12 protein-coding genes and 1 pseudogene are annotated in these 14,528 nt (G+C 32.5%); 2 read left to right on the top strand and 11 right to left on the bottom strand.

Translation table 11 applies throughout. The features are described 5' to 3' along the window. Window positions 1–263: 263 nt before the first annotated feature. From desA to CD111_RS02595, 6 genes and pseudogenes are all read right to left on the bottom strand, one after another. Window positions 264–1,274, bottom strand: coding sequence for a Delta(5) desaturase DesA (gene desA, locus CD111_RS02615; protein WP_095090177.1), 1,011 nt, complete (start codon window positions 1,272–1,274; stop codon window positions 264–266). Between the two features lie 426 nt (window positions 1,275–1,700). Next, the gene (locus CD111_RS02610) at window positions 1,701–2,777 is read right to left on the bottom strand and encodes a M42 family metallopeptidase (RefSeq protein ID WP_095089599.1); all 1,077 of its coding nucleotides are present in this window, start codon (window positions 2,775–2,777) and stop codon (window positions 1,701–1,703) included. Between the two features lie 114 nt (window positions 2,778–2,891). Continuing rightward, the gene (locus tag CD111_RS02605; RefSeq protein WP_095089601.1) at window positions 2,892–3,476 is read right to left on the bottom strand and encodes a YdeI/OmpD-associated family protein; all 585 of its coding nucleotides are present in this window, start codon (window positions 3,474–3,476) and stop codon (window positions 2,892–2,894) included. A 391-nt stretch (window positions 3,477–3,867) separates the two neighbouring features. After that, window positions 3,868–3,933: pseudogene (locus CD111_RS12345) on the bottom strand (type I toxin-antitoxin system Fst family toxin); the annotation flags it as partial. Between the two features lie 62 nt (window positions 3,934–3,995). Beyond that, window positions 3,996–4,709 (bottom strand): GTP pyrophosphokinase, encoded by a 714-nt coding sequence (locus CD111_RS02600; protein ID WP_095089603.1) that lies wholly within the window; start codon window positions 4,707–4,709, stop codon window positions 3,996–3,998. 114 nt (window positions 4,710–4,823) lie between these two features. After that, window positions 4,824–6,401 carry an alpha-glucoside-specific PTS transporter subunit IIBC gene (locus tag CD111_RS02595; protein ID WP_095089605.1) on the bottom strand — a complete coding sequence of 526 codons (1,578 nt, stop codon included), beginning with the start codon at window positions 6,399–6,401 and terminating at the stop codon, window positions 4,824–4,826. 151 nt (window positions 6,402–6,552) lie between these two features. On the opposite strand from CD111_RS02595, the gene CD111_RS02590 reads away from it, so the two are divergent. Together CD111_RS02590 and CD111_RS02585 are read left to right on the top strand one after the other, a co-directional pair. Next, window positions 6,553–7,302: a MurR/RpiR family transcriptional regulator gene (locus CD111_RS02590; RefSeq protein ID WP_095089607.1), complete on the top strand. Its 750-nt coding sequence runs from the start codon at window positions 6,553–6,555 to the stop codon at window positions 7,300–7,302. A gap of 42 nt (window positions 7,303–7,344) precedes the next feature. Next, a complete protein-coding gene (locus CD111_RS02585; protein ID WP_095089609.1) occupies window positions 7,345–8,298 on the top strand; it encodes a 2-hydroxyacid dehydrogenase family protein in 954 nt (317 codons plus the stop codon). 231 nt (window positions 8,299–8,529) lie between these two features. On the opposite strand, the gene CD111_RS02580 is transcribed toward CD111_RS02585, so the two are convergent. The 5 genes from CD111_RS02580 to CD111_RS02560 form a co-directional block, all read right to left on the bottom strand. Next, window positions 8,530–9,795, bottom strand: coding sequence for a Gfo/Idh/MocA family protein (locus CD111_RS02580; protein WP_095089611.1), 1,266 nt, complete (start codon window positions 9,793–9,795; stop codon window positions 8,530–8,532). Between the two features lie 187 nt (window positions 9,796–9,982). Continuing rightward, on the bottom strand, window positions 9,983–11,449 hold the full coding sequence (gene nagE, locus CD111_RS02575) for an N-acetylglucosamine-specific PTS transporter subunit IIBC (RefSeq protein ID WP_095089613.1): 1,467 nt from the start codon (window positions 11,447–11,449) through the stop codon (window positions 9,983–9,985). 440 nt (window positions 11,450–11,889) lie between these two features. Continuing rightward, window positions 11,890–12,243 (bottom strand): zinc ribbon domain-containing protein YjdM, encoded by a 354-nt coding sequence (locus tag CD111_RS02570; protein ID WP_095089615.1) that lies wholly within the window; start codon window positions 12,241–12,243, stop codon window positions 11,890–11,892. Between the two features lie 88 nt (window positions 12,244–12,331). Continuing rightward, window positions 12,332–12,919: a helix-hairpin-helix domain-containing protein gene (locus CD111_RS02565; RefSeq protein WP_095089617.1), complete on the bottom strand. Its 588-nt coding sequence runs from the start codon at window positions 12,917–12,919 to the stop codon at window positions 12,332–12,334. Between the two features lie 14 nt (window positions 12,920–12,933). Then, the gene (locus tag CD111_RS02560) at window positions 12,934–14,526 is read right to left on the bottom strand and encodes an ABC transporter permease (RefSeq protein ID WP_095089619.1); all 1,593 of its coding nucleotides are present in this window, start codon (window positions 14,524–14,526) and stop codon (window positions 12,934–12,936) included. Between the last annotated feature and the right edge of the window lie 2 nt (window positions 14,527–14,528).

Raw genomic sequence — 14,528 nt, 5'->3', positions numbered from 1 at the left:
AAATTTATTATATATATCATATTCATTTATTTTTATAATGATTAATTAAATTATACGAAATAGTTGTATTTTTTTAAATAGAAATAACATTTTGTCACGACTTTGTAAAATGATGATGACCAAGAAAATAGTTTGAAGCAAAGATTATAAATAACAAGCAAAAACTGAGAAATTCCATAAAAATAAAGAACACATTAGTTAGGGTATATTTGACCTAGTAATGTGTTCTGTCATATAGAGTTTCAACATTCTATCTATGAATTTTATGCATGCGTGCCTTTAAATCTGCGTGTATATTCTTTAAATGTAATGAAACATTTATTTTTTTCATCATAAAGTTTATATTTTAGTGATTCTAAACTTTCTTTAATTGTAATTGTCGTTGCATGATGTAATGGTGGTGTTTTCTCATGTGCTTGTGCTAATTCGTAATTCGGAATTCTAGGACTTAAATGATGAACATGGTGATAACCAATGTTCCCAGTCATCCATTGAAATAGTTTAGGCAATTTGTAAAACGAACTTCCATCAATTGCTGCTTTGACATAATCCCATTCTGATGATTCTTCAAAGTAAGAATCTTCAAATGTATGTTGAATGTAGAATAACCAAATGCCCATCATACCAGCTAAAAATAACATTGGTAGAAAGACCAACATAAATGGTACCGCACCAACTATTAGGAATATTCCAGCGTATAACACTAACAATGTAATATTATGAATCCATGTGTTTCGTCGTTCTCTCTTCTTAGCGTCTTTAGCATTCATTCTATTTGATATGAATAGTAAGTATATCGGTCCAAGTACAAACATCACAAATGGATGACGATACATTCTATATTTAAATTGAGTAAATTTAGATGCTTCATGATATTCTTCAATCGTCATAACCCAAATATCACCGATGCCACGTTTTTCTAAATTCCCACTACTTGTATGGTGAATAATATGTTCTCTTCTCCACTTTTCATAAGGGAAAAACGTTAAAATACCCGTTATATTTCCTAACAAATCGTTGTTCTTCTTCTCACTTAAGAATGATCCATGACAACAGTCATGAAAAATAATAAATGTTCTAATTAAAAATCCCGATGCCACAGCACCAAGAATAATTGATAATGACCAATGTATTTGATAACTTAAAAACCCTGCTACTACTATCGCAACAAATGGTATTAATGTATTGAGTATTTGTATTGTACTTTTCTTTAAGTTGTTATTTTCAAATGGTTTGACCATTTTGCGGAGCAATTTCTTTTTTTCTTTTTCGATATTTTCCACTTCCCTTTATTCAATAAATATAAAAATAAGTCTCACTGAATCTTAATAGCGTTACGTATTCTATTACTCATGATATAGCATAATATCAACGTTTACAAACAATATCCATTATTATCATTCTATAAATATTTCTGTTTTTTTATTTTATTTTAATAATAAATTAGCACTTAGTCATAACACTAGCTATATACCCTTTCACGAAAGGATTTATCAAATAAATTTCATTATATTACAATATAAAAAAGAGCAGGTAAGAAACCATCTTATAATCGTGATTTCGAATCCTACTCTTAGATATATTCAGTATATTTATCCATATTATGGTAGAAATCATCCCTTGGTTGGAGCAACTGCTGTGTTATTCCATGACTTCTACGACTACAAAGCTTTATCTCGCATACTCTTTAAACATCTTTATTACCACATAATTTCTTTAACTGTATCATCGTTTAATGCTTTTACAATTTCTGCAACTAAATTCACAGTTTTTAAATAATCTTGTTTATGAATGACAGACACATTTGAATGCATATAGCGTAATGGGATTCCAATTGAAATTGTTGGTGTTCCTTCATTTGCGACATGAATGCTACCTGCATCCGTTCCACCGCCTGTAATATTATCCCACTGTAAGTCTATATTCTTTTCTTTAGCTAATTTTTTTATGAATTTTCTGAAGCCCACATGACCAATATTTGTTCCATCCATCAATAATACAAGTGGACCATCACCTAATTTAGTATCATGGTCTTGCCCTTTCATTCCTGGTGTATCGTATGCAATCCCTACATCAACTGCGATAGATAAATCTGGCTTAATTTTGTTAGCTGCAACTTTAGCACCACGTAAACCAACTTCTTCTTGTACTGTTGCACCTGATACTAAATTAATTCCAAGACTCTCATCTTTAAGTTGATTTAATACGTCTACACTTAACGCACATCCAAAGCGATTATCAAACGCTTTAGCTGTTAAATAATTTCCATCACCTAGCTCTTCAAATTCGGAGTATGGCGTTATCATATTGCCTATTTCAATCCCTAATGCTTCAACCGCTTCTTTATTATCAACACCTAGATCAATGAACATATCTTTCATTTCGACTTGTTTTTTACGTTCTTCTTGTCCAAGTACATGTGGAGGTTTAGAACCTATTATACCTCTATAAGTTTTACCTTCATCAGTTGTAATTGTCATTTTTTGTGACAACATAACTTGATTCCACCATCCACCAATTGGCGTAAACTTAATGAATCCATCATCATCTATTCGTGTTACGATAAATCCTATTTCATCCAAATGACCTGCTATAAGTAATGTTTTAGAACCGTTGTCGGCATTTCTTTTACCAAAAATACCACCTAAATTATCTTCTATAATTTCATCACTTACTGGCTCTAAATATTCTCTCATCTTTTCTTTAACAAAAAACTCAAATCCCGATATACCGTTTATGTCTGTAAGAGTTTTTAATAATTTTACTGAATCAGCCACTTCAATTCCCCCTATATTTTATTCAACAATTGTATTTTAACATTATTTAATTAAAATACGTCATAATAAGATTGAGTTTTCAGAATTTAATGGTTCTCAAAAATCATACTCTCCTTAATCATTCATACCTTTACCATCTAAAATGTGATCGATATACTTTTCAACTCTTGATTGTCTTGTTGAAGACCGTTTAGCTTGGCTAACAAAATAAATATATTGTCTTTGTCTACCTGGTGTTAAATTATAAAACGCTTCCTCAAGTGCTCTATTTTCTTGTAATGCTGTTTGTAATTCTTCTGGTATGTCATATTCTTCGGTTTCTTTCAATTCTACCTTTGCGCCCGACTTTTCAAGTTCAATTGCTTCTTGGACATAAGCCTTTATGATGTCTCGTTGTTCGTTAATTTGTTCAACAGTTGTAAATCTCAACTGTCGTGCAGTTTGAACATTCTTCGTTTGTTGTATAAGTAGATGCTCTGGATCTTTCATTAACACCCCTTTATGAAACAGTAAAGCACAATATTCTTTAAATCCATGAATCAATACAACGTTTTTCCCCTTAAGTGTGTAACAAGGATGCATCCACTTATAATCTTCTTCTAAATCACATTCTCGGATAATCTCTCTTAATAATTCAAAGTGCGCTTTCCACTTATTCTCTCTTTCCATAAAGGCTTCAACTTTTGGATGTTTTTCCATTTATTTAGCTCCTTCGATTTACTATATATTTATAATTATAACAAATTAAAAAGGATATTCGTAAATTATTAGAAGATGCCCCAACTACTTTGTATTCTAAATAAGAACTAGATAAAGTGATACATAAAACAATAAATTCAGCGTTATTAAATCAACTCGTATGTCTTATGCATCTGGTTTGGCAGGTGGAATCGCTCTGGCGGCTATAATACCTCTAGATATGGCTCAATTATCTTGTTTTACATTCACAACCACTATAATGTTATACGCTCTATAACAAGCGTTTCGTGCATATATGCACCAATCCCCTCACTACTGCGAGTAGTGAGGGGATTTTTGTGTTGGCTAGTCGCCTATTTTACTTATCATCTTGATCATCACGATTGCGTAGTCAATGCGCAAAAAGCACGACGATACAACCTCCGATGACTGTCGTCATAATATGAACAAGAGATTGGTGACTTCATCATTATATCCTCATGTGATATATCTAAAAATTTCTACTTTATTCATTCGTGATTAAAAATCGCTATGATAAATTTCATTATTCATGTCTTGCATCTTCTGTTCTACACTTGTAATTTCCATTGAGCATTGTCTCAATTTTTCTTGATACTGTTCTGTTGAAATATTTGTATTTTTATATCTGAGTTTATGTTCAAGACTTGCCCACATATCCATTCCAATTGTTCTAATTTGTATTTCGACAGGTATGACTTTCACACTCTCGGCTAAATATACAGGTATTGAAACGACTAGGTGTAAACTTTTATAACCATTTTCTTTCGGAAATTTTATATAGTCTTTTCGCTTTAATAATTTAACATCTTCTTGATTTAAAAGTAAATTCTCGATTGTATAAATATCTTCTAAATAGTTACAAACAACACGAATACCCGCGATATCTTGAATATTTTCTTTGGCAGATCTAGCATTCAAAGGAAATCCTTTGCGCTTTAACTTCTTAATTAAACTCGGGAATTCTTTCACGCGTTTTTCCATATGATGTATTGGATTATGTTCATATGCAACGCGAAATTCGTCATCTAATATTTTTAATTTCGTACCAATTTCTTCTAACGCTGAAGCATAATTATGTTGTACTTCAACAAAGTCAAACAATTCTTCAAGGGCATATTCTGGAGATTTTATATTCTCAAATTCACCAATATTGTGTACAAACTCTCTTTTTAATGCTGCTAAGTTAACAGTTGGTTTTCTCTCTATATACATAGATATTCTCCTTATATATTTTAATAAAAATATATTAAACCTTTTGATTAACTATAGCATTTATAAGTTTGCTATAAAAGAAAGTTGGTTTTCTCGCTAAAACTTTTCATCTCACTAGATCATAGTCTCAAATGAGTCTCTAATTTGAGGAACACTTAAACCAACGATTACTTGTACGTTCGTACCACTTTTAGCGACACCATGCGCCATTTGATTAGATATGAAATAATCATTATCTTTCACTAAGCTCGCATCAAATACCGTTACCCTTAACCTAGTTGCACAGTTTGTGACATCTTTAATATTATCTTTGCCACCTAATCCCTCTAAATAGTAAATAGCTTTCATATCGTATTCTGATTCACCGTTGTTAGTCTCAGGTGTTCCAGAACCTTTCTTCGCTTTATAATCTGATTTCGTAAATAACTTAGCATCACCTTCATCTGCCACACGTCCAGGTAATGGAATATTAAATTTCTCAATGATAAATTTAAATACGAAGAAATAAATCGCGACAAATATTATACCAATTATAATTTGAGACACATATGTCATACCATGATTTGCGGATAATGGAATCCAGTTAATAGCAGCAATTTCTATTGCGCCACCACCTTGAATACCCACTACACCAAATAGATACATGATTGTTACCATTGTTGCTCCAAGCAATGCATGAATTAAGAATAAGTATGGTGCAATAAATAGGAATGTAAATTCAAGTGGTTCTGTTATTCCGGCAAATATTGCAGTTAAACCTGCTGGTAGCACTAACGCCAGAACCTTTTTCTTATTTTCTTTAGGTGTCGAAGCATACATCGCTAAAGCTATACCTAGACATCCGAAAATTTTAATATTTCCTTGTAATAAGAAACCATAAGGATATAATTCTTTTAATGATTTTTTAGAATTTGAGAAATCAGTTAAATGTTCGATCCAGTAAGGTTTCAACCCTCCATTTACCACAGCAGGACCATATTCAAATGGTGTATAAATGAAATGATGTAGTCCAGTTGGGATTAAAATTCTTTCTAAGAAATGGAATAACCAAACTCCAACAAAACCTGATTTCAACATAACTCCTTGTAATGAAGCGATCGCATCTTGAACTGATGGCCATACCGCACATACAATAAATGCAATTGGAATCATAATAAAGAAACCAATCATAACAACAAATGGTAATCCTTGAAAAATCCCAACCATTTCTGGCAATTTCTTATCATAAAAGCGATTATGTATCCAAATCACAATAGCTGAAATAAATATTGCACCGATAATACTTGTATCTAAAGTTTCTATTCCCGCAATTTCCTTTACTCCCGTTAAGTTTTCTACACCTTTAGATAAATCTACTCCAAAAGTTTTTGGCCAAAGCGTTAAAATTGCATTGATGAAATTATTGAACACTAAATAGATCATCAATGCCGCTAATGTTGCTCTTCCTTGGGCTTTCTTAGCCAAAGATATTGGTAACCCAATGACGAATGCTAATTCCATATGATTGAAAATCGTCCATCCGCCTGCTTCAATCAGGCTCCAAATTTTGAACCACATTGTACCTTCATCTGCAATTGCACCCATAATGTTTGGATTTTTAAATAATGTAGCTAATCCAACAACTATACCGAAAAATGCAAACAGTAATACTGGTACAATCATCGCACTACCAAATCGTTTAATTGTGTTCATATCATAACCCCTTTTTAATTTCGTCTTCTCTCCACAATATAGGAAGCGCTTACACATTCCAATAGGTTTGACGAATTTAGAAATCACATAGTAAACTTAGGTTATATTTTCAAAACATGAAAAAATTTTCAATAAGAATGGAGGATAATCAATGATTTTGGATAAACTTATAAACGAGCATTATCAGCAGTTAAACGACAATGACATACATATCATCAAAATGGTTAACGAAAACATTCATTTACTACATCGTTTAAAGATACAAGAACTAGCAGATATTTCACATACTTCTATTTCTTCTATTCATCGCCTTGCACGCAAACTCGGATTCGATGGGTATAGTGACTTTAAAGCATATATTAAATTGAATAGACAAGTTTCTGAACCTTCAACTGATATAATAGATAGTTTAGAACAAGATATAAACCAATCTATTAAACATTTAAAAATGATAGACTATGATTATATTAGCTCAGAATTAGACAAGTCTTCCTTCATTTATATTTATGGTACTGGTATCGCACAGTTAAACGTTGCTCGTGATGCTCAAAGACACTTCCTTTCAATAAACAAACGCGTTATGGTTATCAATGATGAAAATGAACTTCAAATTGCAATAGATCAGATGAAAGCAGAGGATTTACTCTTTATTATTTCTTTATCTGGCGATACGGCACATCTTAAAGAAAAAATAAAAATCATGCATACACGAAATATTAAGTATATATCTATCACAACGTTGAAAGATAATTATTTAGCACAAAATGCAAGCTATAATATTTATGTTAATAGTTCACCAATAGAATTATTTAGTCACCACACTGCATCAAGTTTTCTCCCTTACCATATCGCTTTTGAAATTATCACCCGAAAGTACAGTGAATGGAAAATGCAAAAATAGGGTATCTTTATAGTACAACGAATATTTCTAGGAGGTTTTATCATGGCAAAAGTATTAATTACAGGTGAAATACCTAGCGAAGGATTAAATTTATTGAAAGAACATTTTGAAGTAGATGTGTTTGAAGGTGAGAAACTGATTACGAAAGAAACATTACTCGCTCGTGTTAAAGATGTAGATGCCATAATAAGCCCATTATCTACAAATATAGATAAAGAAATCATAGATAATGCACCAAACTTAAAATTCATTGCAAATTATGGTGCTGGATTCAATAATATTGATGTGAAATACGCACGTGAAAAAGACATAGATGTAACCAATACACCTAAAGCTTCAACAAATGCTACTGCAGATTTAACTATTGGTATTTTAATAGCGGCAGCAAGAAGAATACCGGAGGGTGATAAAGTTTGTAGAACGACAGGATTTAATGGATGGGCTCCACTATTCTTTAGAGGTCGAGAAGTCTCCGGTAAGACTATCGGTATAGTTGGACTTGGTGAGATAGGTTCAGCTGTCGCTAGACGTGCCAAGGGATTTGACATGAATATCATCTATACCGGACCAAATAGAAAGCCTGAACAAGAAGCTGAACTCGGGGCGTCTTATGTCAGTCTAGATGATATGTTAGAGCAAGCTGATTTCATCACAATAAACGCAGCTTATTCAGAACAATTACATCACCTCTTCAATAAAGATGCATTTAATAAAATGAAAGAAACAGCATATATTATTAATGCGGCACGTGGCCCTATCGTAGATGAACAAGCATTAGTAGACGCATTAAAGAATAAACAAATTGAAGGTGCAGCTTTAGATGTATTTGAATTCGAACCTCAAATAACTGAAGCGCTTAAATCTATGGATAATGTCGTACTGACACCTCATATCGGAAACGCATCATTTGAAGCACGAGATATGATGGCTGAAATAGTAGCAAATAATACAATCAAAAAACTAAACGGTGAAAAGCCTGACTTTATTGTAAATTAAATATGAAGTTAGGAATATAAATTCTATATTTAAATAAATAAGGCTGGGACATAATTAATGAGTCCTAGCCTTTGTTGTATATTGGCAGTAGATGACTGAACTGAAAATACGCTTTATATCAAGCTTTTTTCAATTCTAGTCATCCTTGCCGGGGTGGGACAACGAAATCTTTTTTGATAAAATGAGATTTCTGTCCCACTCCCATTTTTTATATTAAATTGTTAAAGATTATTATTCACCTGAGGCTATTTTTGTATAGAATTCATCTATATTGATAGACTGTCCTTGGTTTAATCTTGATTCTTCAGCTGCAAACGCCATTAAATGACTGATTAACGATTTACTTGCTACCGACTTAGATGTTTGATTATCTTTACGATTTATCGTTTGTATAAAATCTTTAATAATGCCTTCGTCTCCGCCACCATGTCCACTCGCAACTTCAGGGAATTTAACAACTTTTTCTTCTCTCGTTAAAAAGTCAAAAACACTTATTTCGTTTGTTTCCATATTACCTCTTATTTCACCTTTCGTTCCCATAATTTGAACGATTCTTGTTTGTTCTCTCGTAAATGCACTCATACTAAATGTGGCCGTTGCACCGTTATCAAATTCCATATTTACAACTTGATGATCCACAACATCGTTATCAGATTGGAATACACATTTACCGTAATCTGTTGTTTGTAATGATTTAATAATGGCTTCATTTGTATTTTCTTCAGTAAATTTCATTGCCCAACCTTTACCTCTACCTAAGTAATATCTTCCAGCATGGAATGGGCATTCATTTTCTGCAGGACAGCCATCTAGACATCTAAGTGGTGCACCCTCTGGTTTGTTTGATTCATTAAAATACATTAACGAACCGAACGAATTGATTCTCTTACAATCTTTATCCATTATATAACTAATAATATCCATATCATGACAAGATTTTGCCAATATCATAGGGCTAGATGTTTCTTTGCTCTTCCAATTACCTCTTACGAAACTATGAGACATATGCATATATTCTACATTTTCATTTAATTGTATAGATGCAACTTCTCCAATATCTCCATTTTCGACTATTTTCTTAATTCTATTCCAAAACGGCGTATATCTTAATACGTGACAAATCGTTAACGTTTTGTTCATTTCTTCAGATTTTTCGACCATTTTAATACATTCTCCAGCACTTGGTGACATAGGCTTTTCTAATAATACATGATAACCTGAATCTAATGCTTTCATTGTCGGTTCAAAATGCTCTTTATCCTGCGTACATATAATAGCGACATCTGCATCAGGTCTATCGTTCAATAAATCTACCCATGATGCATAGACAGATTTTCCTTCTATATGATGTTCTTTCGAAATTCTTTCTCTTCTTTCTTTAATCGGCTCAGCAACAGCGACTAATTGGATTTCATGTGGCAATGATTTAATTAAATTTGCATAAACTTTGCCACCTCTATCACCTGCACCTAACAAAATCGCTTTTTTAATTCCCATCTTCGTTCCCCCTTTTGTACTTCATTACGTACATATTACTACTAAAATTTTAAAAAAGCATTCATTTTTAGTTATTTTTGTTCAATAATGTTCAATAATGTTTTAAATCGTTGATTATATCGTTTGTAATCGACAAAAAAAGACTCAACAACAATTTTTTCAATTGTTATTGAGTCAGAACTTTATTTTAATTTTGTTGTAATTTCATTAATTCGTCTGCAGTGAATTGAACATCCGTACCAATAATGACTTGAATGTTTTTATCACTTATAATTTTATTTCCCAATGCGCCTGATTGTTTAATCTTTTCTTGATCAACAATACTTGTATCGTTTAAAGTTAAACGTAGTCTCGTAGCGCAATTATCGATGTCTTGAATATTCTCTTTACCACCAATTGCTTCATAGATTAATCTTGTTTTGTTTGAAATACCTTCATTAGAAGTGTTTGCATTTTCTTCAAGACTCGGATCTTGCTTAGAAGCTTCTGGCATTAAGCCATCTCTACCTGGTGTCTTTAAGTCAAATTTACGTATAGCAAAATCAAAGATAACGAAATAAACAATCCCCATAACTACACCTAATACTAATAGCATCAATGGTTTATTCGCTATCGGAATACTTAAACTAAGCAAGTAATCAATTAACCCTGCACTGAACGTAAATCCAGCTGTCCAATGGAACGTTGCTGCAATAAATAGAGAAATACCTGTTAATACTGCATGAATTCCAAAGAGTAACGGTGCTGCTACTAAGAATGAAAATTCAAGCGGCTCTGTTATACCAGTTATAAATGATGCAAGACCTGCTGCTAACATTAATGAACCGACTACTTTTTTATTACGTTTTTCAGCATTTTTCCAAATGGCAAGTGCTGCAGCTGGCATTCCAAACATCATGATAGGGAATAAACCTGCTTGATACCTACCTGTTATTCCTTCTTCACCTTTACTTGACCAGAAATTTGCAATATCATTAATTCCGGCTATATCAAACCAGAATACTTGGTTTAAAGCATGATGTAATCCGAAAGGTAACAATAATCTATTGAAAAATCCATATAATCCCGCACCTAATGGCCCAAGACCAGAAATCAATTCCCCGAATGATACTAAACTATTATAAACTGGCGGCCAAATAAACATTAATGCTAATGATATAACGAGCATTGTAGCCGCGGATAAGATAGGTACTAATCGTTTCCCACTGAAAAACGCTAATGCAGTTGGGAGTTTAGTATCTTTAAACCTATTGTAAATTGCTGCTGTTACTAAACCACAAATAATCCCTATAAACACATTACTGATACCTGTAAATGCGATATCAACTTTATCTTGTGAAGTATGTAAAATTTTTGCCATTGATACTGGATCAAGTACTTTCGTCACAACTAAAAATGATACAAGACCACTTAATGCTGCAGCACCATTTTTATCTTTAGACATCCCGAACGCCAAACCGACTGCAAATAATATTGGTAAACTCTCAATAATTGCCAATCCACCATTGGCTAAAAAGTTAGCAACACTATTACCTTTCCCACTAATTGCACCTGAATCGAGAAATGAAGCAATTCCTAATAATAACCCTGCAACTGGTAATATAGATATTGGCAACATCAACGATTGGGCAAACTTTTGCATGTATGCTTTCATAATTTTCTCCCTTATTAAAATATGTATTATATTATATGTTTACCATATCTTTAACTTTATGTATATAATAAGTTGAATTCTCATTATTCTAAAAATTTTAATAACAATTTTAATATTAAAACAATTTATTTCAAATTCTAACAAGACAGAAATAACAAAGTCATGGATTAACTTTCTTTATTTGGGGATGGATATAGACATCGAAAATCTATAAATCACGTTTTCGGCCCACATAACCTTTTTTGTGGGCCGCATTTCCTATTTTCGGGCCAGATAATCATTTATGTGGACCGCATTTGCCGTTTTCGGACCAGATAATCATTTATGTGGACCGAAAAAGCAAATGTGACTAATAGAATAGGTCATCCACTAGTAAAAAATACGAGTGTGAGATATCATTATATCGTCTCACACTCGTATCATATTTGGCATTAGATAAATCACTTACTTACTTTTTTTACTACTGATGACTTCAAGCCAATTTGACCGAAGCCTGGAATTTTACAGTCAATGTCATGACCGTCTTCTGGATCAACTAGTCTAATTCCTTTAACTTTAGTTCCTTGTTTAATAGAATTTGATGATCCTTTAATCTTTAAGTCTTTGACTACTGTTACTGTATCACCATCATTTAATTCTACGCCGTTTACATCTTTAATAATTGTTACTTCTTCTGATGAATTATCCTCATTTGCTGACCATTCATGACTACACATAGGACATACTAATAATAGACCATCTTCATATGTGTATTCAGAGTCACATTTAGGGCAATTTGGTAGTGTTGCTTCCATAGATATACCTCCAAAATATAATATTATCTTTTATAATTTACCATATTTTGAATCATATAAGTATTTAAATTGATAATATTTTTACATGTTAGTCATTCATTAACACGTACGATGTTATCGTTTTAACTTTTGAATCTTTCTTATGACTTTCGAACTCATACATATCAGCAAAATGAATTTCCCCACCATGTTCATTAGTTATGGTTCCATGAGATGCGCCTTCTTTACCATGTGTTATGAGCGATTTCACTTCTAGACTTGAGACTTTTTGTAAATGTTCATTAATTTCTCTAATAAAATTTTCTTTACCTTCGATTCGCACTTCTCCTGGTACAATCCATACAAAATCATCACTTAGTTTATCGTTTAATACTTTCTCATCACCTATAGTTGATGCGATTAATATATCTCGTATATCTTTACGTTTAGGAGCATTATTACAATTCAAATCACCGCTAACTGTAAAATCCAAATTCGCAAATAATCCATCTTCTTCATAGAAAGACAATCCATTTTCTTCTAGATTTTCTAATAATATTTTTATTGCTTTTGGACCAACACCATGCATTTTCGAAAGTTCTTTCTCAGTTAAGGTTGATACTTGTTCTAAAGTCGTGATGTTCTTATTATTTAATGCATTTGTTGCGGGTTTCCCAATCTTAGGTAATTGTGTCATACATACATCTCCCTTTAAGTAATATCTTTACGTTTAAATCCTAACAAACCAATGACAATGAATACGATAGATATAGCAATCAATATACTTATACCCTTATAACTCATTTCTTCAACCGGTATTTCAGGGATATGTTGAAACGGTGTAATATTTTTCAACCAGTCATTCAAATTTAATAATTGACCGAGATATACAACAAAAAATGTATAAGTTAAATATAGGTACACGACAAAGTGCCATTTATTCAACCAGCCAATTAATAACACACCGAGCGCGACAAACGTGATAATAGCAGGCACGTGTACGATTCCTGAATGAATGATTGTCCAGAAATGAAATGGGTGATTTAATACAGATCGCTGTGCAATATAAAGTCCTAATGCAGCAAGAAATATCATAATAAATGAATTAAATAAAGCGACTACAATATAACTACTGAAAAATTTCACCCTAGAAACTGGTCTTGAAAGTATATGTTCTATTCTATGTTCATTTATTTCGGTTTTAATTTTATAAAGGCTTATCAATGCAGGTATTGTTGAGACGATTGCTAATATGACCATTAAAGTCGGTAAAAATGATTCAACATAATTACTTCCTTTGCCAGCAAGCATTTGTTGTAACATCGTATTGTCTTTAATGAAAGCATCAAGTTCTCCGAATATGGAACCATAAGATGCTCCAAAGATAAACATTCCAATTGCCCAGGAAATATTACCTACCTTATATAATTTAAATTGCATACCAAGTGGGGATAGCCAAATTGGATTGGCGTTTCTCTTTCCAGGTCTAGAAGGCAATAATCCTGATTCTAAATCACGTCTTGCATAAAGTAACATTGCTATCAATAAGAATATCATGGCCAACATAAACATAAAGAACAATGGCAGTACATTATTTTCGGAATAAGCAAATGTACGCGTTACCCAACCTAATGGAGATATCAATGAAATTGTGTCGTTCAAAACATCGCCAATTGCGCGTATTAAGTAACATACGATTAATACGGTAATACTGTATCCCATTACACTACTGCTCGTCTCTGTTAACTGTGCAAATATTGCCGCTAACATTCCGAACAATATACCAATTACACCTAAAGAAACTGCAAATATAACAGATCCTTTCCAATCAATGCTATCAATATTTAATAATGGTAGCCCTATAGAAAGCAATACAGCAATAGCTACATTAACTATGATCATACTCATCACTGAACTTATTAGAGGGGACATCTTTCCTATTGGTAACGCTCTAATCATTTCAACTCGTCCAGTTTCTTCATCCCCTCTTGTTCCTTTAGAAACAAATAATATACTCATAATGGCTACTAATATGCCTGTGAACAGCAACATTTCATGCGTGAACAATACACCTACTGACACATGATCAAATTGACCTGGTCCGAGCATTGCTTCCATTGCAGGATTCTTAGATGTTTCCACTATTGGTTTCATATCAGTTTTGTTTGGATACATTTCTTGAAAAGCTGGTGGAATGATAAGTGTTAACATTACGACACCTAACGTCCAAAATAACATCTTCCATTTATTAGTTTTCAAATAAAATAAAGTTAATTTACCAACACCATTAAACAGATTTCTCATCA

Source organism: Mammaliicoccus stepanovicii (assembly GCF_002902525.1).
Taxonomy (GTDB): domain Bacteria; phylum Bacillota; class Bacilli; order Staphylococcales; family Staphylococcaceae; genus Mammaliicoccus; species Mammaliicoccus stepanovicii.
The sequence above is the reverse complement of the archived record's forward strand: the minus strand, read 5'-3'. Positions and strand labels throughout refer to the sequence as shown.